The sequence below is a fragment of the Xanthobacter albus genome, assembly GCF_043194895.2.
Lineage (GTDB): Bacteria > Pseudomonadota > Alphaproteobacteria > Rhizobiales > Xanthobacteraceae > Xanthobacter.
Genome location: NZ_CM195532.1, coordinates 60,301 through 84,526 on the forward strand (window position 1 = coordinate 60,301; position 24,226 = coordinate 84,526).

General features: G+C 70.9%; 21 protein-coding genes. 6 read left to right on the forward strand and 15 right to left on the reverse strand.

Annotated features, from left to right (window positions below; translation table 11 throughout):
• The first annotated feature begins 127 nt into the window (after nt 1–127).
• From V5F75_RS00275 to V5F75_RS00295, 5 genes are all read left to right on the forward strand, one after another.
• Complete coding sequence (locus V5F75_RS00275) at nt 128–1,741, forward strand: GMC family oxidoreductase (protein ID WP_394034197.1); 1,614 nt, start codon at nt 128–130, stop codon at nt 1,739–1,741.
• Entirely contained in the window at nt 1,738–3,213 is a 1,476-nt protein-coding gene (locus V5F75_RS00280; protein ID WP_394034198.1) for an aldehyde dehydrogenase family protein, read from the forward strand. The genes V5F75_RS00275 and V5F75_RS00280 overlap by 4 nt, the downstream gene beginning before the upstream one ends.
• Nucleotides 3,214–3,271: 58 nt before the next feature.
• The gene (locus V5F75_RS00285; protein WP_394034199.1) at nt 3,272–4,267 is read left to right on the forward strand and encodes an ABC transporter substrate-binding protein; all 996 of its coding nucleotides are present in this window, start codon (nt 3,272–3,274) and stop codon (nt 4,265–4,267) included.
• 62 nt (nt 4,268–4,329) lie between these two features.
• Entirely contained in the window at nt 4,330–5,178 is an 849-nt protein-coding gene (locus V5F75_RS00290; protein WP_394034200.1) for an ABC transporter permease, read from the forward strand.
• Nucleotides 5,175–6,005: an ABC transporter ATP-binding protein gene (locus V5F75_RS00295; RefSeq protein WP_394034201.1), complete on the forward strand. Its 831-nt coding sequence runs from the start codon at nt 5,175–5,177 to the stop codon at nt 6,003–6,005. The genes V5F75_RS00290 and V5F75_RS00295 overlap by 4 nt, the downstream gene beginning before the upstream one ends.
• Before the next feature lie 125 nt (nt 6,006–6,130).
• Here V5F75_RS00295 and V5F75_RS00300 read toward each other — a convergent pair whose 3' ends face one another.
• The 10 genes from V5F75_RS00300 to V5F75_RS00345 all read right to left on the reverse strand — a co-directional run bounded on the left by V5F75_RS00300 (nt 6,131) and on the right by V5F75_RS00345 (nt 17,484).
• A complete protein-coding gene (locus tag V5F75_RS00300; RefSeq protein ID WP_394034202.1) occupies nt 6,131–6,835 on the reverse strand; it encodes an ABC transporter ATP-binding protein in 705 nt (234 codons plus the stop codon).
• Nucleotides 6,828–7,625: an ABC transporter ATP-binding protein gene (locus tag V5F75_RS00305; protein WP_394034203.1), complete on the reverse strand. Its 798-nt coding sequence runs from the start codon at nt 7,623–7,625 to the stop codon at nt 6,828–6,830. Before V5F75_RS00305 ends, V5F75_RS00300 begins: the two co-directional genes overlap by 8 nt.
• Nucleotides 7,622–8,653, reverse strand: a complete 1,032-nt coding sequence (locus tag V5F75_RS00310; RefSeq protein ID WP_394034204.1) for a branched-chain amino acid ABC transporter permease — start codon at nt 8,651–8,653, stop codon at nt 7,622–7,624. The genes V5F75_RS00305 and V5F75_RS00310 overlap by 4 nt, the downstream gene beginning before the upstream one ends.
• On the reverse strand, nt 8,650–9,522 hold the full coding sequence (locus V5F75_RS00315) for a branched-chain amino acid ABC transporter permease (RefSeq protein WP_394034205.1): 873 nt from the start codon (nt 9,520–9,522) through the stop codon (nt 8,650–8,652). The genes V5F75_RS00310 and V5F75_RS00315 overlap by 4 nt, the downstream gene beginning before the upstream one ends.
• Nucleotides 9,523–9,673: 151 nt before the next feature.
• Complete coding sequence (locus V5F75_RS00320; protein ID WP_394034402.1) at nt 9,674–10,783, reverse strand: ABC transporter substrate-binding protein; 1,110 nt, start codon at nt 10,781–10,783, stop codon at nt 9,674–9,676.
• A 99-nt stretch (nt 10,784–10,882) separates the two neighbouring features.
• Entirely contained in the window at nt 10,883–12,076 is a 1,194-nt protein-coding gene (locus V5F75_RS00325; RefSeq protein WP_394034206.1) for a xanthine dehydrogenase family Fe-S subunit, read from the reverse strand.
• Nucleotides 12,073–12,939 carry an FAD binding domain-containing protein gene (locus V5F75_RS00330; RefSeq protein ID WP_394034207.1) on the reverse strand — a complete coding sequence of 289 codons (867 nt, stop codon included), beginning with the start codon at nt 12,937–12,939 and terminating at the stop codon, nt 12,073–12,075. The genes V5F75_RS00325 and V5F75_RS00330 overlap by 4 nt, the downstream gene beginning before the upstream one ends.
• Nucleotides 12,936–15,356: a xanthine dehydrogenase family protein molybdopterin-binding subunit gene (locus tag V5F75_RS00335; protein ID WP_394034208.1), complete on the reverse strand. Its 2,421-nt coding sequence runs from the start codon at nt 15,354–15,356 to the stop codon at nt 12,936–12,938. Before V5F75_RS00335 ends, V5F75_RS00330 begins: the two co-directional genes overlap by 4 nt.
• Entirely contained in the window at nt 15,356–16,210 is an 855-nt protein-coding gene (locus V5F75_RS00340; RefSeq protein WP_394034209.1) for an alpha/beta hydrolase, read from the reverse strand. The genes V5F75_RS00335 and V5F75_RS00340 overlap by 1 nt, the downstream gene beginning before the upstream one ends.
• The gene (locus tag V5F75_RS00345; protein WP_394034210.1) at nt 16,207–17,484 is read right to left on the reverse strand and encodes an amidohydrolase/deacetylase family metallohydrolase; all 1,278 of its coding nucleotides are present in this window, start codon (nt 17,482–17,484) and stop codon (nt 16,207–16,209) included. Before V5F75_RS00345 ends, V5F75_RS00340 begins: the two co-directional genes overlap by 4 nt.
• 418 nt (nt 17,485–17,902) lie before the next feature.
• Here V5F75_RS00345 and V5F75_RS00350 point away from each other — a divergent pair, with 418 nt between their 5' ends.
• Nucleotides 17,903–18,664 carry a DUF1796 family putative cysteine peptidase gene (locus V5F75_RS00350; RefSeq protein WP_394034211.1) on the forward strand — a complete coding sequence of 254 codons (762 nt, stop codon included), beginning with the start codon at nt 17,903–17,905 and terminating at the stop codon, nt 18,662–18,664.
• 60 nt (nt 18,665–18,724) lie between these two features.
• Here V5F75_RS00350 and V5F75_RS00355 read toward each other — a convergent pair whose 3' ends face one another.
• From V5F75_RS00355 to V5F75_RS00375, 5 genes are read right to left on the reverse strand one after another with little or no spacing between them, the layout of a single operon-like run.
• Nucleotides 18,725–19,264 (reverse strand): hypothetical protein, encoded by a 540-nt coding sequence (locus V5F75_RS00355; protein WP_394034212.1) that lies wholly within the window; start codon nt 19,262–19,264, stop codon nt 18,725–18,727.
• 3 nt (nt 19,265–19,267) lie between these two features.
• Nucleotides 19,268–20,923, reverse strand: a complete 1,656-nt coding sequence (locus V5F75_RS00360) for a TolC family protein (RefSeq protein ID WP_394034213.1) — start codon at nt 20,921–20,923, stop codon at nt 19,268–19,270.
• A gap of 5 nt (nt 20,924–20,928) precedes the next feature.
• Nucleotides 20,929–22,824, reverse strand: a complete 1,896-nt coding sequence (locus tag V5F75_RS00365) for an FUSC family protein (RefSeq protein ID WP_394034214.1) — start codon at nt 22,822–22,824, stop codon at nt 20,929–20,931.
• A complete protein-coding gene (gene mdtN, locus V5F75_RS00370) occupies nt 22,808–23,860 on the reverse strand; it encodes a multidrug transporter subunit MdtN (RefSeq protein WP_394034215.1) in 1,053 nt (350 codons plus the stop codon). Before mdtN ends, V5F75_RS00365 begins: the two co-directional genes overlap by 17 nt.
• 2 nt (nt 23,861–23,862) lie before the next feature.
• The gene (locus tag V5F75_RS00375) at nt 23,863–24,174 is read right to left on the reverse strand and encodes a YtcA family lipoprotein (protein ID WP_394034216.1); all 312 of its coding nucleotides are present in this window, start codon (nt 24,172–24,174) and stop codon (nt 23,863–23,865) included.
• Nucleotides 24,175–24,226: the final 52 nt, after the last annotated feature.

Genomic DNA, 24,226 nt, shown 5'->3' on the forward strand with positions numbered 1-24,226 from the left:
ACACCCTCCATAACCATTTGATTTTGCTTGAATGATGGCGTCAGCACCGGACATGGCACGGTGCATGCAAAACTCGGCGGTATACTGACGATCTTCCGCGCCGCGGACGAGGCTCTGGGAACTGCCGATGGTTGATGCGACGGCCTTTCACGAAGGCTTTGATGTGGTGGTCTGCGGCGGTGGCGCCGCCGGCTGCGTGGTGGCGGGCCGGCTGGCCGCCGATCCGCACCTGAAGGTGCTGCTGCTGGAAGCCGGCGGCGAAGGCGACGTGGAGGAGGTGCGCAACCCCAGGATCTGGATGCGCAACATCGCTTCCGAGCGGGACTGGGACTTCCGCTCCGAGCCCTGCGCCGGGCTCAACGGACGCCGCGCGCCGCTGCCCATGGGGCGGGTGATGGGCGGCGGCTCGGCCATCAACGGCCTCGTCTGGGCCCGCGGCCACAAGAGCGATTTCGACCTGTGGGCCGCCGAAAGCGGCGACGACGGCTGGAGCTATGATTCCGCCGTCGCCATCTACAAGAGCATCGAGGACTGGGACGGCCCGGCCTCGCCCCTGCGCGGCACCGGCGGCCCCATGCGTATCACCTTGCCGGAAGACCCGGTGCCGGTGGTGCATGGCCTGCTGGAGGCGGCGGGCGAGCAAGGCATTCCCAAGGTGGCGGACCACAATGCCGAAGCCGTGGCCGGCGACGGCTGCGCCGCCATCGCCAACGTCAACATCGCGCGCGACGGCTCGCGCATCACCACCGCCTCGGCCTATGTGGCGCCGCGCCGGCACCAGGGGAACCTGACGGTGGTCACCGGCGCCCGCGTGCGGCGCGTGGTGATCGAGAACGGGCGCGCCACGGCGGTGGAATTCGACCATGCCGGCGTGGTCCGCACGGTCCGCGCCCGGCACGAGGTGGTGCTCTCCCTCGGCGCCATCAACACCGCGAAGGTGCTCATGCAGTCCGGCGTGGGCGATGCGGCGCATCTGGCGGCATTCGGCATTCCGCTGGCGCGGCACCTGCCCGGCGTGGGGCAGAATCTGCAGGATCACATCCTGGTCGCCGGCTGCGTGTTCGAGTATCGCACGCCCGAGCCGCCCCGCAACAACTCGGCCGAGTTCACCTTCTTCTGCAAGAGCGACCCCTCGCTCCCCGCGCCGGATCTCCAGCCCATGCTGGAGGAGTGCGCCTTCGGCTCCGAGATCACCCGGCCCGCCTACGACCTGCCGGTGGACCCCGCCCGCGCCTTCACCCTGGCGCCCGGCCTGCTGCGCCCCAAGAGCCGCGGCCAGGTGCTGCTGACCGGCGCCGGCCCCGACGACCCGCTGCGCATCGAGGCCAACTTCCTCAGCGCGCCGGAGGATGTGACGGCCCTTATCCGCTGCATCGAGATCTGCCGCGCCATGGGCCATTCGGAAGCGCTGAGGCCGTTCGTGAAGCGCGAGCTGATGCCGGGCCCGCTTGCGCCGGAGGAGATGGTGACCTTCCTGCGCAACGCGGCGGGCACCTATTTCCACGCCACCTGCACCGCCAAAATGGGCCGCGACGCCATGGCGGTGGTGGACGGTTCGCTGAAGGTCCACGGCATCGCCGGCCTCAGGGTGGCGGACGGCTCCATCATGCCCGCCATCTCCGGCGGCAACACGCTGGCGCCCTGCGTGCTCATCGGCGCGCGCGCGGCGGACCTGATCGCCCGCGACCTCTCTTCCTCCTCCGCCCTGAAAGCCCCGGAACGCCACGGAGCCTCCGCATGAATCCCGCTTCCTACGACGTCATCGACGGCGTGCGCACCTACAAGCTGTTCATCGACGGCGCATGGGTGGCCTCCAGCCGCAACATCACGGCCGACAGCCTCAACCCCGCCGACGGCAGCGTGTTCGCGCGCACCCAGCAGGCCGGCGCCGAGGAAGTGACGCGCGCCATCGATGCCGCCCATGCCGCGTTCGCCGCCTGGGGATCCAGCCTCGCCAGCACCCGCGAGAAGATGCTCCTGAAGGTCGCCGAGGTGATCGAGCAGCGCACGCCGGAGATCCGCGACATGCTGATCGACGAGTGCGGCTCGGTGTTCAACAAGGCCCTGTGGGAGATCGACTACGTCACCGACTGCCTGCGCAGCGCCGCCGGCGACGTGCGCCACGTGATGGGCGAGACCATGCCGGTGACCCAGCCGGGGCAGATCTCCATGTCGGTGCGCCGGCCGCTGGGCGTGGTGGCGGGCATCGCGCCCTTCAACTCGCCCTTCCTGCTCTCCATGAAGAAGATCGCGTTCGCGCTGGCGGCGGGCAACACCTTCGTGCTCAAGCCCTCCGAGGAGACGCCCATCTCCGGCGCCCTCATCGCCGACCTGTTCGAGGAGGCGGGGCTGCCGGCGGGCGTGCTGAACGTGGTGCCGGGCGTGCCCGCCGAGGTGGGCGACATCATGATGGCCGACCCGCGCGTGAAGGTGGTCACCTTCACCGGCTCGACCCGCACCGGCCGCCATCTCGCGGTGGAAGCCGCCAAGCATCTCAAGAAGTTCTGCCTGGAGATGGGCGGCAAGAGCCCGCTGATCGTGCTGAAGGACGCCGACCTCGACTATGCCGTGAATGCCGCCGCCTTCGGCGTGTTCCTGCACCAGGGGCAGGTCTGCATGGCCAATTCCAGGGTGATCGTGGAGGCGCCCATCTTCGACGCCTTCGTGGAGCGCTTCGTGGCCAAGGCCAAGACGGTGCCGGTGGGCCACCCGCGCGAAGCCACCTCCGTCATCGGCCCGCTGATCCGCGAGAGCCAGTGCGCCTTCATCGACGCCCAACTCGCCGACGCCACCGCCAAGGGCGCGCAGGTGCTCACCGGGGGCACCCACGAGGGGCGCTATTTCCAGCCCACCGTGCTCACCGGCGTGACCGAGGAGATGCGCATCTACCACGAGGAGAGCTTCGGCCCCGTGGTCTCGCTCATCCGCGTGGCGGATTCCGAGGAGGCGCTGAAGGTGGCCAACGACACCGCCTACGGCCTCTCCGCCGCCGTCATCACCAACGACCTGCAGAAGGCGTTCGATCTCTCGCTGCGGCTGGAATCCGGCATGGTGCACGTGAACGACTGCACCATCTCGGATGAGCCCCACGTGCCGTTCGGCGGCGTGAAGAACTCCGGCTTCGGCCGCGAGGGCGGGCGCTCCTCCTGGGAAGAGTTGACCGAGCAGAAGTGGATCACCATCCAGATGGGCCGGCGCGAGTTCTCCTTCTGATCCCCCTCAAGACCCTTTCAACGCTGCCAGCGCGCAGCACAACACAGGACCGTTTCGCATGATGTCTGCCCCGATCATGAAGAGCGCCCTTCTCGCGGCGTTCGTCGCCTTCGCCGCGCTGCCGGCGCGCGCCGCCGAGATCCCGGCGAAGCCCGAGGCCGGCGCCCTCACCGTGGGCGTGCAGCCCTGGCTGGGCTACGGCCCGCTGCACATCGCGGCCGAGAAGGGCCTCTACAAGAAGGAAGGCCTTTCCAGCGTCAAGATCGAGAACTTCGTCGAGCAGAAGGACATCAACGCGGCGGTGGCCAGCGGCGCGCTCGACGTGGCGGCGGTGCCCACCAATGCGGCGCTGAGCATGAAGGCGGCGGGCCTGCCCATCAAGATCGTGGCGCTGCTGGACTTCTCCACCACCGCGGACGCCATCCTCTCCACCCCCGAGATCGGCTCCATCAAGGACCTGAAGGGCAAGAAGGTGGCCTACGAGCAGGGCGCCACCTCCGACGTGCTGCTGCAATACGCGCTGGCCGCCAACGGCATGTCCATCGCCGACATCGAGCAGGTGCCCATGCCCGCCGCCAATGCCGGCGGCGCGCTCATCGCCGGGCAGGTGCCGGTGGCCGTCACCTACGAGCCCTACCTTTCCACCGCCAGGCAGCAGGATTCCAAGCTGAAGCTGCTCTACAGCGCCGGCGTCAACCCCGGCCTCATCTCGGACGTGCTGGTGGTGCGTGAAGACGTGATGAAGAAGAAGCCCGGCCAGGTGCTCGCCCTCATGAAGGCGTGGGACGCCGCGCTCAAGGACTACAATGCGGATGTGGCGGGCGGGCGCGCCATCATCGCCAAGGCGGTGGGCGCCAGCGTGGACGAGCTGAAGACCGCGTTCGACGGCGTGGTGTTCTATTCCATGGCCCAGAACAAGGACGCCCTGCCGGGCACCTTCTCCACCAAGACCCTCGGCGACGTGGCCGATGCCTCGCAGAAGGCGGGCCTGCTGGAGAAGCCGGTGGCGGCGGGCGACATCGTCATCGTCGATTTCGTGAAGGCCGTCCCGTGACGGCGCTGGACGGCGGCCTCAGCGGCCCCAGCACAGGCGAAGCGAACGTGGCCCGACCCGCCATGAGCCCGACCCCGAACGCCGCCCCGCCGTCCACCGGCACCGGTCCGCGCCTCCGCCCAAGGCGGCGCGGAGGGCTGCGCGCGCCCATCAGCCGCAGCCGCTTCGTGGGCATCGCCTTCGCGGTGTTCGCGGCCATCGCCCTCGCCTGGGTGACGGCGGCGGCGGCGGGCGTGGTGCGGCCCATCTTCCTGCCCTCGCCCGTGAGCGTCATCGCCCAGCTCGGCAAGCTCGCGGCGGACGGCACGCTCTGGACCGACATGGGCGTCTCCATCTACCGCATCGCGGTGGGCTTCCTCATCGCCTCGGCGCTCGCCATTCCGCTGGGCCTGCTGGTGGGCAGCTACTTCACGTGGGAAGCCGCCATCGAGCCGCTGGTGGACTTCGTGCGCTACATGCCGGTGGTGGCCTTCGTGCCGCTCTCCATCCTGTGGGTGGGCACAGGGGACGCGCAGAAGTTCCTCATCATCTTCATCGGCACCTTCTTCCAGCAGGTGCTGCTGGTGATGGACGTGGTGAAGCGCGTGCCGAAGGATTTCATCGGCCTCGGCCGCACGCTCGGCCTCTCGGACGCCAGGATCATCCGCCGCATCGTCCTGCCCAGCGCCATGCCCGGCATCTGGGACACCCTGCGCATCAGCCTCGGCTGGGCCTGGACCTGGCTGGTGGTGGCGGAGCTGGTGGCCGCCACCTCGGGCCTCGGCTACCGCATCGTGGTGGCGCAGCGGTTTTTCCAGACCAACACCATCTTCGGCTACATCCTGCTGCTCGGCCTGCTCGGCCTCATCACCGACCAGCTCATGAAGGCGGCCGCCACCCACCTCTTCCGCTACACCACGAGGGGACGATGACCGCGCCCGCGCTCGCCATTTCAGATCCCGCCCCGAAGCTGGAGATCCGGCATCTCAACAAGAGCTTCGGCGTCGGCGCGCAGCAGAAGGAGATCCTGCGCGACATCAATCTCGACCTCGCCACCAACGAGTTCGTGTCGCTGGTGGGCACCTCGGGCTGCGGCAAGAGCACGCTCTTGTCCATCGTCGCCGGGCTGGAGACCTTCGACGATCCCACCGCCGGCGCGGGGGACTATTCGCCCGTGCGCATCGACGGCGCGCCGGTGTTCGAGGCCGGGCTCGACCGGGGCGTGGTGTTCCAGTCCTATACGCTCCTGCCCTGGCTCACCGCCCGGCAGAACGTGGAGTTCGCGCTCCAGGCCGCCGGCATGGAGGCCGCCGAGCGCCGCCGCGTGGCGCAGGAGCATATCGCCCTCGTGAAGCTGGAGCATTTCGCCGATGCCTATCCCAGCGAGCTTTCCGGCGGCATGAAGCAGCGCGTGGCCATCGCCCGCGCCCTCTCCTACCGGCCGAAGATGCTGCTGATGGACGAGCCCTTCGGCGCCCTCGACGCCCTCACCCGCCAGCAGATGCAGGCGCTGCTGATCGAGGTGTGGGAGAAGCACAAATTGACCGTGCTGTTCGTGACCCACGACGTGGAGGAGGCGGTCTACCTCTCCGATCGCATCGTGGTGATGGGCATCGGCCCCGGCCGCGTGCGCGAGACCTTCCATGTGGGCCTGCCGCGCCCGCGCACGCCGGACATCGTGGAAAGCGAGAACTTCATCGCCCTCCAGCACAAGGTGCTGAAGGCCATCCGCGAGGCGGCCCAGCGCCTGCCGTCCTGATCGCCGATCCCTCGGGGTTGCACGAACTGCCGGCGCCTTGGCGCCGGCTTTTTTTCGCCCGCGAACGAAAAAGCGGGGCGGGATCTCTCCCGCCCCGCCTTCGACCCTTGGCCGTGGGCCGCGCCTCAGCCGCCGAGATAGGCCGCGCGCACGTGGGGATCGCCGATCAGCTCCGCCCCCGCGCCGGCCATGACGATGCGGCCGGCCTCGATGAGATAGGCGTGGTCGCACAATTCCAGCGCCGCGAAGGCGTTCTGCTCCACCAGCAGCACCGTGGTGCCGGCGTCGCGGATGGAGCCGATGATGGTGAACATCTGCTCCACGATGTTGGGCGCGAGGCCGAGCGAGGGCTCGTCGAACAGCACCAGGCGCGGGCGCGACATGAGCGCCCGGCCGATGGCCAGCATCTGCTGCTCGCCGCCGGAAAGGGTGCCCGCCATCTGGTGGCGGCGCTCGGCGAGGCGCGGGAAGCTCTCGTAGATGCGCGCGTAATCCTCGCGCAGGCTGGCATCGCCGCCGCGCAGATAGGCGCCCATGGCGAGGTTGTCGGCGACGCTCATGTGCGGAAACACGCGCCGGCCCTCGGGGCAGTGGGCGACACCGAGGCGCAGCATCTTCTGCGGCCCGGCGCGGGTCACGTCCTCGCCGTCGAGGAGGATCGCGCCCGAGCGGGCCGGCACCAGGCCGGAGATGGCGCGCAGCGTGGTGGACTTGCCGGCGCCGTTCGCCCCCACCAGCGCCACCAGCTGGCCGCGCTCCACGGTGAGCGAGATGCCCCGGAGGGCCATGACCTGTCCGTAGCCGCAGACGAGATCCCTGATCTCAAGCATGGGCAGCCTCCTTCTCCTCCAGCCGCGCCGCGCTCTTGCCGAGATAGGCCTCGATGACGGCGGGGTCGTTGCGGATCTCGGCCGGCGCGCCTTCCGCGATCAGCCGGCCGTAGTTGAGGCACACGATGCGGTCGGAGACCTCCATCACCATGGGCATGTCGTGCTCCACCAGCAGGATGGTGACGCCCTCCGCCCGCACCTTGCGGATGAGGCGCACGAAGCCCTGCGTTTCCGAGGCGTTCATGCCCGAGACGGGCTCGTCCAGCAGCAGCATCCGCGGCTCGGTGGCGAGCGCCAGGGCGAACCCCACCAGCCTCTGCTCGCCGTAGGAGAGCGAGCCCGCCTTCTCCTGCGCCCGGTGGGTGAGGCCGACGAGGTCGATGATCTCCTCCGCCCGCGCGCGCGCCGCCTTCTCCGCCGCCCGCGCGCCGGGGGTGGGCAGGAAAAGGTCCACCAGGCGCGGCGCGCCGAAGCGGTGGAGGCCGATGAGCACGTTGTCGGCCACCGTGTCGTCCGAGAACACGCTGGTGCGCTGGAAGGTGCGGGCGAGGCCGAGGCGCGTGATCTCGTTGGGCCGCGTCTGCGCGAGGTCGCGGCCGCGGAACACCACCCGGCCCTGGGTGGGCCTCAGGAAGCCGGTCATGATGTTGAAGGCGGTGGTCTTGCCCGCCCCGTTGGGGCCGATCAGGCTCAGGATCTCGCCTTCGTGCACGTCGAAGTGCAGGTCGGAGATGGCCGTGAGCCCGCCGAAGCGCATGCCCACGTGCTCCACGTTGAGGATGGTGGTCATGGCCGGGCTCCCGCCTCAATGGGCTTTCCCGGCGCCGCCTTCGGGGCCCGCCGGCGGCCGAGGGCCTCCAACGCCGGGACGATGCCCTTCGGCATCATGAACAGGATGGCGATGAGGATGGCGCCGTAGACGATCCACTGCGCCTCGGGCGCCATCACCGGCCGCAGCGCCACCGGCAGCAGGCCGAAGATGAGCCCGCCCACCAGCGGCCCGGCAAGCGTGCCCTTGCCGCCCGCCACCACCATGATGACCATGGTGACGGTGTAGGAGAACAGGAACACGTCCGGATCGATGATGCGGATGTAGTGGGCGTAGAGGCTGCCCGCCGCCCCCGCCATGGCGGCCGAGACGGTGGCCGCGACGGTGAGCGTGCGGGTGGCGTTGATGCCGAGGGAGAGGGCGAGGGATTCGTTCTCCTTCAGGCCGCGCATGGCCCGCCCGAAGCGCGAGCCCACCAGTCGGGCGATGACGAGATAGCTCGCCACGGCCACCGCCAGCACCAGATAGTAGTTCTGCACCTTGGTGCGCAGCGCCACCTCGCCGAGGCCGGGCAGCGGCAGGGTCATGTTGGGGATGGAGGTGAGGGCCAGCGGGCCCTGGGTCAGCTCCACCCAGTTCAGCGCCACCAGCCGCACCACCTCGGCGAAGGAGATGGTGACGATGACGAAATAGGCGCCCCGCACCCGGAACGACAGCCGCCCGATGAGGTAGCCCGCGAGCCCGGTGACCAGGATGGCGAGCACGAAGCCCACGATGGGGTCGCCCCCGCCATAGGTCACCCGCAGGCCGAACGGCAGGCCGACATCGAAGCCCAGGGCGGTGAGCGCGCTCACATAGGCGCCGATGCCGAAGAAGGCCACGTGGCCGAGGCTGAGCTGCCCGGTGAAGCCCAGCAGCAGGTTCAGGCTCATGGCGCAGATGGTGAAGATGCCCGTGATGACGAGGGCGTTGAGAAGGTAGGGGTCGTTCAGCACTAGCGGCAGCGCCGCCAGGACCACGAGGACGGTGGGGGCGATGAGGCGCGTCATCCGATCCGCTCCGCGCGGGCGAACAGGCCGGTGGGCTTCACCAGCAGCACCGCGATGATGATGAGGAAGCCCATGGCGTCGCGATAGCCCGAGGAGATGTAGCCGGCGCCGATCTCCTCCGCGAACGCCAGGATGAAGCCGCCGATGGCGGCCCCGGAAATGGAGCCGAGCCCGCCCAGGATGACGATGGCGAACGCCTTCACCGCCGCGAGGTCGCCCATCTGCGGAAACACCACGTAGACCGGCCCGAGCAGCGCCCCGGCCGCCGAGGCCAGCGCCGAGCCGATGGCGAAGGTGGCGGTGTAGATGAGGGAGACGTTGACCCCCATCAGCGCCGCCGTGTCGTGGTCCTGGAAGGTGGCGCGCATGGCGCGGCCGAGCTTGGTGCCGTTGATGGTGAAATAGGTGAGCGCGATCAACGCCAGCGCCGCCAGGAACACGAACAGCCGCACGTAGGAGAGCGAGACCGGCCCGATCACCAGCGGCTCGGCCGGAAACGGCGTCGGCACCGCCTTCGCCACCCCGCCGAAGATCCACAAGGTGCCCGATTGCAGGATGATGCCGGCGCCGATCATCACCAGCATGGTGGTGTCGATGTCGGAGCGGCGCAGCGGGCGCAGCAGGGCGAACTCGATGAGGGCGCCCAGCAGCAGGCCCGCCACCACCGCCACCGGCAGGGCGACGAAGAAGTTCAGCCCCAGCGCCACCGCGGCCAGGTACATGGCATAGGCACCGAAGGTATAGACGGCCCCGTGGGTGAAATTCACCACGTTCATGATGCCGAAGATCAAGGTGAGGCCGATGCCGAGGAGCGCGTAGGTGCCGCCGAGCACCGCCGCGTTGACGAGGTGTTGCAGGAATTGGTCCATCCGGCCTGTCCGTGTGGTCGTTCGGGGCGGCGCGGCGGCGGTGCCGCGCCGCGGGAAAGCGGGGAGACGGGAACGCCCGGTCAGGGCAGAAGGGCGTCCCGCCCCCGCCCCGCCCTCCCCGTGAGGGGAGGGATCGGGCGGGAATGCCGGCTCAGAGCTTGACGGGCGAGATCTTCCCGTCGGCGATCTCGATCAGGTAGACCTCGGGCTTGCTCTGCCCGCTCTCCTTGCCCTCGGGCCCGGCCTTCTGGAACTTGATGGGGCCGTTGAGGCCGTTCAGGTCCACCATCCAGAAGCCCTTCCTGATGGAGGCGGGGTCGGCGGCGCCGCCGGCCTGGATCGCGGCCGCGATGGTGCGGATGCCATCATAGCCGCGGAAGCTCTCGGTGGTGCCGGCGAAGTCGTAGCCGCGCTTCTTCCACTCGCCGATGAAGTATTCGGCCGCCTGCGGGTTCGGGCTCTTCTCGGGCCACCAGGGCGCGAAGGTGACGAGATGCATCGTGCCGCTGGCCGCCGGGCCGGCCTGGGCGACGATCTGGTCCGGGTTCTGCGAGCCGCCGGTGGTGATGATGCGCTTCTTGAGGCCCAGCGCCGCCATCTGCTTGAACACGAGGGTGAGCTGGTCCACCGCCGCGGTGATCATGATGGTGTCGGCGTCGGAGGCCTTCAGCTTGGCGAGCTGGGCGCTCATGTCCTGGGAGGAGGCGTCCATGGTCTCGACGAGGCCCACGTCGATGCCCTTGGATTTCAGCATCTTGGAGAAGTCGGCGGCGGCGCCCCGGCCCCAGTCGTTGTTGATGACGAGGAAGTCCACCTTCTTGACGCCGAGCTTGCCGGCGATGGGCCCGAACGCCTCCGCCTCCACCGCCGAGGGGGGCGCGATGCGGAAGACATAAGGGTTGCCCGAGGCGGTGATCTTGCCGGAGGAGGAGGTCTCCACCAGCATCGGCACGGAATATTCCTCGAGCTTCGGCATGGTGGCCAGCGTCAGGCTGGAGCCCCAGGCGCCCATCATCACCGGCACCTTGTCGGAGGTGATGAGCTTCTCGGCCACGGCGGCGGCCTCGGTGGGGTTGCTCTTGTTGTCCTCGATGACGAGCTCGATCTTCTTGCCGAGCACGCCGCCCTTGGCGTTGATCTCGTCGGCGGCGATCTTGGCGCCGTTGGTCACATAGGTGCCGGAGGCGGCGAAGGCGCCGGTGAGCGGCTGGTTCACGCCGATCTTGATGGTGTCGTCGGCGGCGAACGCCGTGGAGCACATCAGCGAGAAGGCAATGGCGGCCAACGTGGTCCTGCGGGTCAACTGCATCTTGAAGCTCCAGTCTTTCGGGGCACTCGGGACTTGGTTCACGAAAATGCTCTAGCGGCCGAACAGCGCCTTCAGGCGCCGGCCGAGCACGGAGAGGAGGAGGCGCACCGGATCGAGCCCGCCCTCGGCGGCGGCCGGCGCGGGGGCGCCCTTCAGGCGCGCGTCGAGATTGGCGGAGAAGGCGGCGATGAGCCGGCCCGCCACCTCGCGCACGAGACCGGGGCGGCCGAACTGGGCGAGCGGGCCCTTCAGCGTGTAGCCCACCGCGAGCTCCACCCGCGCCGTGCCGGGCGCGGCGCCCTCCAGCACCCGGTAGCGGATCTCGCCCTGGGTGGAGGAGCGCCCGTCGCCCCCCGCGCCCAGGATGACGCCGCTCATGTCGGCATCGTCGCGGGTGACGCGGGCGGTGCCGCGGAAGGTGGTGGAGATGGGGCCGAGCTTCACCTTCATGCCGCCCTCGACACGCTCGGGCTCGGGCACGCGATCCACCACCGCCCCCGGCAGGCAGGCCGCCACCTCCCGGATATCCGCGAAGAAGGCGAACACCCGTGCCGGCGGGAAGGCCACCTCGAAGCTCTGCTCGAAGCCCTGGGCGGGCTTGAAGCCGTCCGCGAGATCGCGCGGCGCGGAAGCAGCCGACGCCGCGGCAACCGGCGCGGCCTCGGCCGTCCTCGCCGGAGCGCCGCCGCCCCCCGCCCGCGCGCCCACGGGCCCGAGGGTGCGCGGCGCGGCGCCGGCCGCGATGCCCCGCGCCCGGCGATCGGCGATGACGCCGGCCACCGCCTTCACGATGCCCGCATAGCCGGTGCAGCGGCAGAGATTGCCGGCGAGCCCGAGGCGGATGCGCGCCTCGTCCGGCTCGGAAAGGCGCAGCACCAGGTGGCGGGAGGACACCAGCATGCCCGGCGTGCAGAAGCCGCACTGCAAGGCGTGCTCACGGTTGAAGGCGGCCCGGAGCTCGGCCGTCACCTCGTCGTCGTCCAGGCCCTCGATGGTGGTCACCTCCGCTCCCGCGCAGGCGGCGGCGAAGGAAAGGCAGGCGCGGGCGGGCTCGCCGTCCACCAATATGGTGCAGGCGCCGCACACGCCGTGTTCGCAGCCGATGTGGGTGCCGGTGGCGTCGCAGCCGTCGCGCACGAAATCGGCGAGGTTGGTGCGCGGCTCCACCTCGACCGCAACCGCGCGGCCGTTGAGGGTGAGGGCGACGGTCTCCATCGCGCCGGAAACGCGGATCCGGGCGTTCATGCGGCGCTCCTGCTGTCGGGGGTGAGAAGGCCCTCCGCCTGCCGCACCGCGCGGCGCAGCACCTCCACATGGACATGGCGGTCCACCGCATCGGTGACGCCGGCCTCATGGAGCGCGGCAGCGGCGGCGGTGGGGTCGAAGCGGCCGGCGAAGCCGGCGTCGATGCGGCCGCCGAACAGGTCGCGCGCATCGGCCAGCACCAGCGGCGGAGCGTCGATGGCGCCCATCAGGGCGCGCGCGGTTCCCGCAGCGGGGTCCACCAGCAGCGCGCCCACCGCATGGGCGAACTCGCCCACCTTGCGGCAGTGCTTGGCGTAGCCGAAGCGGGCGCCCGCCGGCACCCTGGGCACGCGCACGGCCGCCAGAAGCTCGCCGTCCTCCAGCGCCGTGGAGAGGGCGCCGGTGAGGAACGCGCCGAGCGCCAGCCGGCGCCGGCCGGAGGGCCCCGCGATCTCCACCTCGGCACCCAGGGCCGAAAGCGCGTTCACCCAGTCGGCCGCCGGATCGGCGTGGGAGAGGCTGCCGCCCATGGTGCCCCGGTTGCGCACGGCACGATAGGCGATGCCCGAGGCCACCCGACGCAGCACATGCGCGCCCACGTCGGGCACACGGCCGTCCTCCACGTCGGCATGGGTGACGAGGGCGCCGTAGACGACCGCGCCCTCTTCCTCCTGCGCGGTCTTCAGCTCGGCGATGCCGGAGATGTCCACCACCAGCGCGGGCTGGGCGAGGCGCAGGTTCAGCATGGGACCGAGGGACTGGCCGCCGGCCATCACCTTGGCGCCCTCCCCGCCCTCGGAGAGGAGCGCCACGGCGGCCTCCACCGTGCGCGGGCGGACAAGCTGGAACGGGGCGGGCTTCATGCGGCGCTCCTCTTGCCGGCGTCGTCCTTGCCTGCGTCGTCCTTGCCGGCGCCGTTCTCTTCGGCGGCGCCCGCCACGCGGGCCGCGAGCACCTTCTCCACGATGCGCCGGGGGGTGACGGGCGAATGCAGCATCTCCACGCCCAGCGGGCGCAGCGCGTCGTTCACGGCATTGGCGATGGCGGCGGGGGGCGCGATGGCGCCGCCCTCGCCGATGCCCTTCACGCCGAAGCGGGTGTAGGGCGAAGGCGTCTCCATGTGGCCGATGAAGGGGGTGGGCACCTCGGGCGCACCGGGCAGCAGGTAGTCCGCCAGCGTCGAGGCCAGCGGCTGGCCGGAGGTGTCGAACCGCATCTCCTCGTAGAGCGCGGTGCCGATGCCCTGGGCGAGGCCGCCGTAGATCTGCCCGTCCACCACCATGGGGTTCACGAGCACGCCGCCGTCTTCCACGATGACGTATTCGAGCAGCTCCACCTCCCCGATCTCGGGGTCCACCGCCACCACCACCGCGTGGGCGGCGTAGCTGAAGGTGCCGCTGTCGCGCAGCGGCTTGTAGCCGGCCGTCACCTCCAGGCCGCCGCCGTCCACATCGGCGGGCAGGTCCTGCGGCCGGCGATACCAGGTGTGGGCGATCTCGTTCACGCCCACGTCGCCGTTCGGCCCGATGACGCGGCCCGCCTCGAAGCGCACGTCCGCGAGGTCGGCCTGGAGCATATGGGCGCCGATGCGGCGGATGCGCTCGGAAAGCTCGGAGCAGGCGGTGGCCACCGCCCCGCCCGCCATCACCATCACGCGCGAGCCCCAGCTTCCCGTGGAATAGGGGGTCATGGCCGTATCGCCGTAGAAGACGCGGGTGCGGGCCACGGGAATGCCCAGGATCTCGTGCGCCACCTGGGCCAGCGTGGTCTCCAGGCTCTGGCCGTGGGAATGCACGCCCACCCGCAGCTCCAGCCCGCCGTCCGGGGTGAGGCGCGCGCCCGCCTGCTCGTGGCCGGGCACCATGGGAATGCCCCAGCCCGAATAGACCGAGGTGCCGTGCGCCCCCTGCTCGCAATAGATGGAGAGGCCGAGGCCGATACGCCGGCCGTCCGCCTCTCCCCGTGCCTGCCGGGCGCGCACCTTGGCGGGGTCGATGGCCTTCAGCGCGCGCGTGAGGGCTTCCGGGTAGTCGCCGCTGTCGAAATGCTTCTTCGTAATGTTGTCGAAGGGCATCTGGTCCGGGCGCACGAGGTTCCTGAAGCGCACCTCTTCCGGCGGCAGGCCCAGCTCGGCGGCCAGGGCATCGAGCGCCACTTCCAGCGCGAAGCACACGCCGGTGCGCGCCACCCCGCGATAGGGCAGGATCGGGCACTTGTTGGTGGCGACCGACCAGGTGCGGCAGCGATAGGCGGGAAAATCGTAGGGCCCCGGCAGGATGGAGGCCACCTGCGCGGCTTCGAGGCACGCGGAGAAGGGATAGGCCGAATAGGCGCCGCTATCGACGGTGGCCTCGCAATCGATGCCGCGCAGGGTGCCGTCGCGCTCGGCGTAGAGGGTGATGTCGTAATGGTGCTCGCGGCAATTGGCGTTGGCGGTGAGGTGCTCGCGCCGGTCTTCCAGCCAGCGCACCGGCGTGCCCAGCCGGCGCGCCAGCCAGCCCAGGCACACCTCCTCCGCCAGCAGGATGGCCTTGTAGCCGAAGCCGCCGCCCACATCCGGGGAGATGATGCGGATCTGCCCCTCCTCCAGCCCCAGGCATTCGGAGAGGCCGGAGCGGACGATGTGGGGCATCTGGCTCGCCGTGTAGACCACCAGCTGGTCCATGCGGTGATCGAGATGCACGATGGTGCCGCGGCCCTCGATGGGCGCCATGCACTGGCGCGCGGTGGAGATGGTGCGCGAAACCTTCACCGGGGCGTCGAAGGCGGCCTCGATGTTCACGTTCACCAGGCTTTCGAGGAAGACGTTGTCGCCCCAGTGCTCGTGCACCAGCGCGGCGCCGGGCTTCTTCGCCTCCAGCATGTCGTGGAGGGCGGGCAGCTCCTCCAGCTCCAGCTCCACGCGCTCCGCCATGTCCTCCGCCTCGGCGCGGGTGGGGGCGAGGCACATGGCGATGAGCTCGCCCACCTGCCGCACCTTGCCGGTGGCGAGCACCGGCTGCTCCGACACCTTGAAGCCCGGCAGGCCCGAGACGGCACGGATGGGCTTCACCCCGTCGAGATCGGCGGCGGTGAAGACGCGGCCCTTCAGGTCCTCCGGCACCCGAATGGCGCGGATGCGCGCATGGGCCAGGGGGCTGCGGACGAAGGCGACATCCTGCATGCCCGGCAGGCGGATGTCGGCGATGTACTGGCCGCGCCCGCGCATCAGCCGGTCGTCTTCCTTGCGGGGCAGGCGGGCGCCGACGCCCTCGCCCGGCTGGGTGACGGGATCGCTCATCAATGTCCTCCGCCGGCGAGATCGAGGGCCGCGCGCACCAGCAGGCCGGCCGGATCGCGCAGTTCGTCGAGGATGGAGAAATGGTTGGCGCCCGCGACCGGCAGCAGCGCCGTGGGCACGCCCGCCGCCGCGCGATGCGCGGCAAGCGCCTTGGAATCGTGCACCAGCGCCGGCACCTCGGCGGTGCCGTAGGCGATGGTCAGCGGCTTGGCCGCAGGCGCAAGGCGCAGCGGCGAGAGGGCCTCGACCTCCCCGTCGGAAAGCTGGAGCGCCGCATTCAGGAAGGTGTCGCGCAGGGGCGCCAGCTCGTACACGCCGGAGATGGCGAGGCCCGCCGCCACGGCGGGATGGCCGAGGTGCATCACCGCGAGCTGCGCGCCGGCCGACCAGCCGGAGAGGACGAGCGGCCCGCCCGCGCCCAGCGCCGCGCCGTCACGGGCCAGAAGATCGAGTGCGAAGCCGATCTCGGCCACGATGTCGGCGAGGCGGGCCTCGGGCGCCAGCGCATAGCTCGGCAGCGCCACCGACCAGCCGTGAGCGGCAAGCCCCTGCGCATAGTGGGCGAACACCTCGCGCGAATTGCGCTGCCAGTAGCCGCCGTGGATGAACACCAGGGTGGGGGCGCCCGCCGCGCCGGGGAAGAGGTCCAGCTTCTGCCGCGCGCCGGCGCCGTAGGGAATGTCGAGCCGCGCGGGATGCGCGGCGCGATAGGCGGCGGCGGCCACGTCGCGCGCGGCCACCCAGGCCGCGCTGTCCGCGACGGCGGCGTTGTTGTTGTAGGCGGCGTCCCGCTCGGCCTGGGACAGGGTGTCCCAGGCCTCCTGCGGCGCCTTGGCGGGCGCGGGCGCGCTCACGCCGCCACCGCTTCCGGCAGGATGGGCGCGTCGGCATCGAAGCGCGCGCCGGCACGCAGACAGAAGGCCGGCGTCAGCAGGCGGTCGGTGACCACCTTCGTGTCCTCGTTGTCGCGCAGCAGGAAGCGGCCGCGATTGTCGTCGAGCACGGAGATGTCGGCGATGCGCCCCACCTCCAGCGCGCCGAGGCTGTCGGACATGCCGACCATGCGCGCCGGGTTGGCGGTGACCATGGGCACCACCTGCTCCAGCGGGAGGCCCAGCGCCATCATCGAGCTCATGGCCTGGGTGAGGCTGAAGCGCGCCTGGCCCCGGAACGGATGGTTCTCGTCGTCGGGGTGCTCGGCCGGGGTGCCGGCGGGCGCGGGCACATGGGTGTTGTAGCCGTGCATGTCGGCGCCCAGGGTGTGGGGCACCACGCCCGCCGCGATGGCCTTGGACGCGATGCGGTAGGAGAAGTGGCTGCCGTGGCCGACATCGATCTTCAGGCCGCGGTCGAGGGCGGCCTTGATGACATCGTGCACCTTGCCCTCGCGGTTCACGAAGCCGCCGGGATTGCGCGTGAACGGGTGGGCGAGGATGTCGCCCTCCTTCAGCAGCGGGATGACGCGGTCGAGGATGGTGTCGGCGTCCTCGCCGTTGGTGCCGTTCTCGGGCAGGCCCCACAGGGCGCCGAAATGCACATAGAGCGGGATCTCGGCGCGCCGCGCGATCTCGGCCGCCATCACCATCACGGTGATGCCCCAGCGGGCGAAGCCGCCGATCTCCGCATGGCCCTTGATGCCGCGCACGAGGTCGCGGTTGGCGATGGCGGCGCGCACGGTGGCGTCCACGTCCACGCAGTCGGGGCTGTAGAGGTTGGGGTAGTAATGGCCCTCCAGGCCGCCCACGAGATAGGCGGACAGGAAGGACAGCACACGCGTCTTCTTGGGCTCCACCATGAACTTGCGGAAGCCCGGCAGGGTCATGCAGGAGGCGCCGCCCTGGTCCACCACCGTGGTGACGGCGGAATGCACGCCCACCATGTCCGGATCGAGCCCGAAGCGGCCGCTCACATACTGGTAGCAGTGGCCGTGGGTGTCGATCATGCCCGGCAGCACCAGCTTGCCCGAGACATCCACCACGGTGGCGGCGCTCGCCGGAAGGATGGTTTCCTCGATGGCGGCGATGCGCCCGTCGCGCACCGCCACGTCGAACACGCCGTCGCGCCCGGAAGCCGGGCAGATCACGCGCCCGCCCTTCAGAACCGTGTCGTAACCCACTGCCTCACCCATCAAGATCTCCGTCCTCGATGCGCGGCGCGTGGCCGCGTGATTGCGAAGTATGCTTCGCATCACATTATGCAGAGGCCGTGCCAGGAGTTGATCCAAGTCAAAAGAAGCGCCGTCACGCGCCCCGCGGCCGATGACCGGACAGCGGGAAAGGCAGCCACCGGCAGGCTTTCCCGGGACGCGACGGCGCGTATGCACACGGCTCAGGATGCCCAGTGGATACCCGATTGCGGCGGGCGCCTCGCGGAATACGACGTATTATGCGTATTTTTTCGGCATGCCGATGCCTTCATGGGCAGCTTGCATGCCAAGTGCACCCGCCCGCCCGCAGCGGACCGCCAAGCGTGACAGCACAGGCGTGATCTGCCACCTTCCGCGCGAACCAGGGCGCGCGCGGCCGGCGAGATTGGGAGCGGACGGAATGGACGACGGGGGAGCGCCTCGCCCGCCGGCGGGACGCCTGCCGCGCTTCGACCGCATGGTGAGCCTCGGCGGCAATTGCGAGGTGGCCTATCAGCTCCGCTGCTTCAGCGGATCGGACCGCGCCTATCCCTTCGACTGGTGGGTGCTGCCGCTCGGCGGCCTTCCGGCGCTGCTCGATGCGGGCGCGGACGCGGCATTCGCCCTCGGGCACCTGAGCCGCGTGGATGAATATGACGGCGTGCCCGCCCTCTATTCGCGCCTCGGCGGCACCGTGCACATGCATGAATTCCGCCACGACGAGGCCGGGCTCGACCAGCCGCTGGAAGCGATCTCCGCCGCCCTCCAGGAGAAATATGCGGCCCTCGACCGGCGGCTGCGGGCGGATTGCGCGCAGGGGCACACCCTGTTCGTCCGCAACCATTTGCCGGGCACGGACCCCGGCACCCCGGAAGCCCTCGCGCCCGTGCTGGAGGCGCTGCACGCGCGCCTCTCCCGCCTTTCGCCCGGCTACCGCCTGCTGCTGGTGGGCCATCCCCCGGTGCCGGCGCACCCGGCGCTGCTGCAGGCGCCGGCCCCCCGCCTGCCGGGACACCGCGGGCTCGGCTCGCGACTCGGCTGGACGCTCATGCTGTGGCGGCTCGGCGTGCGCGCCGCGCGCCGGGGCGAGGCGGACCATTCCGACCTTGCCGCCACCTTCGCGCCCGTCGCCGGCCGGTTCCAGGCCCTCTGCCGGCTGCTGCGCCGCAGGCCGCCCGGCTGAGACCGAGGCCCGCGCCGCGCCCGGATTGAACACCGGCGCCGATGGCGCGGGGCCCCGAAGTCACCGCAGGCGCAGCCGCACCCAGCGCCAGACCACCCGCGCCCGCGCCTTCAGCTCCGGCAGCCGCAGCCACGCATAGAGCCGGTCCCGCACCAGCCCCGACGTCACGATCACCCACGCCACCCAGGGCACCTGCATCAATTGCGCGCGGCCGGCGGTGTAGACGCGCTCGATGAGCACGAAGCTGACGAGATAGGCGAGCACCAGCACGATGGTGCCGGTCCGCACATGGCCGTTGGCCATGTGCACCAGGGCCAGGAACTTCACCGGTTCCACCACCGCATAGGGCACGCCGATGAGCGCCAGGATGGCATAGGGCGGCAGCCCCGCCACCCAGCGCTCGAAGCGCTGCACCAACGCCAGCGCCTCCACCCACCGCACCAGCGGCTCGTAGAGCGGGCGGACCAGCTCGTCCACGATGATGATGATGCCGACCACGATGCGGAACGCCAGCCGCATCGCCCCGAAGAAGGGATTGCACCGCGCGCGGCGGCGGGGCGGAAGATCGGCGGGTGATCCGGAGCGCGCATCGAAGGGCATGGGTCAGCGGTCCACCAGGGCTGCGGGCACCTCGCGCGAGGTCATGGCGCCGAGCACGAAGGCGAGGTTGGCGGCGGCCACCAGCGAGGCGGCGTGGGCATCGGCCTGCGCCTGCCGCGCGGTGAGAAGGCCGCTGTCGGCGGCGGTGGCGACGGTGATGTTGCCCACGCCCGAGCGATAGGCATCGAGCGCCGCGTCGTAGGTCACGGCCGCCGCCTCCGCGAGCGCCGTCGCCGCGCGATAGGAGGCGAGGGCCGAGCGCAGCGTGTGCGCGCTCACCACGATCTCGCGGGCGGCGGCGTCCTTGGCCTTCTGGAAGGTGGCCTCGGTGGCGTCGGCGAGGGATTCGGCATTCTTGAGCTGCGCCGCCCGCAGGCCACCGTCATAGATGGGCATGGTGGCGCCCACCATCACCCCCGAGGCGGAGGATTGCTGGCCGATGGTGGGCAGGCCGGTGGCACTGAGGGAGGTGTTGCCCGTGGCCGCCACCGCCCCCAGGAACACCTTGGGCATGAAGGCCGCCTCCGCCGCCGTGATGCCGGAGCGGGTGGCGTTCACCACCGAATAGGCCGCGAGCACATCCGGCCGCCGGGCCAGGGCGGCGGAGATCATCTTCTCGGTCGGCACGTCCACGCTTTCCGGCAGGCGCCGCCCGTTCGCCACCTTCACCCTCAGCTCCGTCATGGGCGAGACGCCCATGGCCGCGAGCAGCCCCTGGTAGGCGTCGCGCTCGCCCCCCTGGGCCTGCACCAGGCCGAAGCGCGCCTGCGCCACCTGCTGGCGGGCCTGGGCCACCTCCACCGTGGTGCCGAGCCCCTTCTGCATGCGCTCCTGCGCGGCATCCTCGATCCTGCGGCTGTTGGCGAGGTTCTGCTCGGCGAGGCCCACGCGGCTGCGCGCGGCGCCATAGAGGAAATAGGCCCGCGTCACGTCGAAGATGATCTTCTGGTGCACGCCGTTGAACAGCACGTTGGCGGCGTTGGCATTGTGGCGGGCGGCATCGGCCAGGGCATTGCGCTGGCCGAAGTCGAACACCAGCCATTGCAGCGCGATCTGCGGGGAAATGCCGTCGATGGAGGTGGTCAGGTTCTTCTCGCTGCCCACCTGCACCGGCAGCGGCGCCGAGAGCTTCTGGTAGCCGCCGATGACGTTGGCGGAGATGTAGGGCAGGAAGGTCGCCTCCACCATGCCGGTGGCGAGCGCCGCCTGCCGCGCCTGCTGCCAGGCCACCCGCGTCTGGGGATTCTGGTTCTGGGCGATGTCGATCAGCTCGGACAGGCCGTAGGGGCGGTCGCGGGCGATGTCGGGAGTCGCCTTCATCTCCGCCACCGCCGGCTCGGGCGCCACGCTGAAGTCACGCACCGGCGGCGCCGACGCACCGGCGGCCGCCTGCTCCTGCGGTCCGCCGGGGCCTTGAGCCGGTGCGTCCTGGTGCGATGGGGCCTCGGCCGAAGCGGCCTGGACTGAAGCCGCCTGGGCCGGCGGCGTCCACGGCTCCGACGGCGCGCTCGGCGCGGTCTCGAGGGCGCTCAGCGCGCAGGCAGAGAGCGCGAGGCAGGAGAGCCCGACGAGCCCGGCACGCACCGCCGGAAGGGCGGACGCGAGGCGGGCGGCGGATGCCCTGCCCAGCTCCCGCCAGCGCTGCGGAATATGCGCCATGGCCATCACCCCGCCACCAGCCGCTCGATGCGACCGACGCGCGGCGCGAGGCTGCCCGTGACGAGGCCAACGTCCCCGGCCTCGATCGTCTCGCCACCCCGGCTTGCGCCGGCACGCGGCGCCACCTGCTCCGCCACGCGGGCGAGCCGGCGCGACAGCTCCTCCTCCGGTGCCCGCGAGAACACGAGCGCCGGCAGCATCGCGCGGATCTCCTCCACGAGCCCTCGCATCCGCGCCACACTGGCGGGCGAAGGGCGCTGGGAGGCGGGCTCGAACGGCAGCAGCATGAGCTGGTCCTCGACCTTCTCCATCTCGACCGCGACCTCGGCCGCATCGGCGGTGGCTTCGATGCGCGCGGCGGGCGCCATGGCCGCGAGGCGCGACAGCGCCGCGAGCGCCAACGCCAGCCGCTCGCGCACATCCACCATCGCGCTCTTGGGCCAGATGCCGGTGAAGATCACATAGACCACCACATTGCCGAGAAGGATGCCCACCACGCGGTCCCGCCCCGAATCCATGTCCAGGCTGGGCGCGAAGCCGTTGAGGATGGTGAGCAGGAAGGCAAGGCCCACCTGCACCCCGGCATAGGAGATGCGCTCGTTGCCGGTGGAGACCCAGGCGCCCACCAGGATGCCGGCGAACACCAGCGCCATGAGCCCGCCCACCGAGGTGAGGTGCGGAATGACGAACAAGATGGCGCCGAACCCCAATGCCGCCCCCACGAGGCAGCCGGAGATGCGCAGCGCCAGCTTGTGCACGGTCTCGCCCGTCGTGCCGAGAGCGGCCACATAGCAGGTGATCATAGCCGTGTGGATCCCCTGCCAGTCGATCAGCGAATAGATGATGTAGCAGGAAATGGCGGCCGCCGTCGTTTTCAGCGCATAGCGCTGGTAATCGGGATTGGTGAAGGCATCCGGCGCCAGGAAAGGCGGCTTGCGGGCCACGGCATCGGTGCCGCCGTTCGGCCGGGCGAACCCGTCGAGCACGGCGCGCGCCATGCCCTCGGCGGAGGTGGCATCGGCGGCGGTGGCCCCGTCGTCCTCGGCCTTGGGGCGCCGGCCGGCGGCGATGGTGGCGGCGGCCGCGCGGCAGCGGGCGGCGAGCGCGACCCTGGCCTCGGCCGAAAGCTCCGCCGGCAGCGCGGCCACCGCCAGCAGCAGCCGGTAGCTCGCCGTCGCTGCGCCTGCGAGCCACGTCACGGCCGCCGCGGGCGTGGTGTGGAACAGGCGGGCGAGCATCACCTGCTGGTCGCCATCGGCGAGGCCCGAGCCCAGCTCCCCTTCGAGACGCGCGCGGCCGGCGGGCCCCTCCAGCGCGGCGGCGGCGATGGAGAGGCGGCGCGCCACGCTCTCGCGCAGCAGGCGATGGGGCGACGAGCCCAGCACCATGTTGAAGACGATCATCGCCACCATGGGCATCACCGCCATCTGCCACGCATAGAGCAGGCCGCGAGTGGCGATCTCGCCCACCGGAAGCTGGTCCACCAGGGTCAGGATGAAGCCGATGACGAGGGCGATGATGGAGCCCGTCTCCCCGAGCTGGGAAGCCGCCCCCAGGTACACGAAGGCGAACGAGGTGAGGGCGATGATGGCGATGCGCAGCAGCGGAAAATCCGCCGTCGCCTGGATCAGCGGCGCCATGAGGAGCACCACCACGCTCACGAGGACGATGAGGCCGAGCCCCTGCCCCACGCATTCCGCCCCGCTCGGCCGCGCCAGGAAGATCACCAGATAGCAGCCGATGGCCGCCTCCGGCACCTTGAACACCATGGCGATGCCGGCCACGATGGCGCACAGCAGCGCCACCCGCCAGGTGAGGCCGAAGCGGCCGGGGAAGGGTTGGAGATCGCGCCAGGCCTGGCGGGCGAGGTCCCGCCAGGGGGATTCAGCAGCCTGTTCCATGATGCACGGTCACGGTGGCCGAGGCGCCGACGCGCATCAGCTCGTCCGGCGGCTCCATGAGGCGGACCCGCACCGGGAAGCGCTGCGCCACCCGCACCCAGTCCAGCGTCTTGGGCACGATGGGCAGCTTGCGCGGCAGGTTGATGAGCTCCTCCGAGGCGACGCCCCAGCCGATGCTGTCCACCCGCCCGCGGATGGCGCGCGTGCGGTCGGCAAGGGCATAGACGGTGGCGCAATTGCCCACCGCGATGCCGGAAAGCTCGGTTTCCAGGTAGCCGGCCGAGGCGAACCACGCGCCGGTGTCGATGAGCGAGAACACGGACTGGCCGGGCACCACGAACTCGCCCGCCGCCGCCGTCAGGCCCACCACCTTGCCGTCGAAGGGCGCGTGCACCTCGGTATCGGCCAGCGCGCGCTCCGCCAGCCCCAGGGCCGCGCGACGCGCCGCCACCAGGGCGGTGGCCGCCGCGACATCGCTCACCAGCGCATCCGCCGCCGCCTGCTGCTGCAGGGCCTGCTTGAGGCTGATCTCGGCGTCGCGCTTGGCGGTGGCGGCGTCGTCCACCTGCTGGGCGCTCACGTAGCCCTTGGGCCGCAGCGCCTCCAGCCGGGCGAGGGTCTGGGTGGCGAGATCGAGATTGGAGCGCGCGCGCGTCACCTGCTCGCGGGCGATCACGGCGTTGGAACGCTCGGCCGCCACGGCGCGCTCGCGGTCCGCCAGGGCGGCCTCGGCCATGCGCAGGTCGGCCGCCGCCTGCTCCACCTGCAGGCGGTAGGTGGCGGGATCGAGCGCGAACAGCAGCTCGCCCTTGCGCGCGGCGCCGTTTTCCCTGACCCCGAAGGAGACGATGCGGCCCGGCACCGCAGCGGCGATGGCGGCCGAATCGGCGGTCAGCACCGCATCTTGAGACAGGGGGTTGAGCTCGGCATTGCGGAAATAGCGCCAGCCGAAGATGGCCGAGGCCGCCACCGCCGCCACCGCGACGATGATGCCCAGGCGCCGCTGGTGCGGGTGGGGCTTGTCCTCCTCACCCACGGCTAGCGCCCGAAGCTCAGCAGCGACACGAGGAAGCCCAGGCCGGCGGCGATGCTGGCATACACCGGCAGGCGGAAAGGCAGCACGTCATCCACTCCCATGCGTATGAACGCGACCCGCACCACCACCGCGCCCAGGATGCCCGCGAGCGTGCAGGCGAGCCAGGAGGGGAAATAGGCCCCGAAGAAGGAAATGGTCGGCGCTCCCAGCGGCGCGCAGCCGGCAAGAAGCCCCGCCGCGGCGCAGGCTGCCCCGCCGCGCAGGCCCGCCGCGCCGGCATTCCAGCCGCGGAACCCGCTCCGGCGTGCCGCCATGGACGCGAACCGGCCTGCCGCAGCGCGGCGCCTTCCTTGACGCAGGAGATCA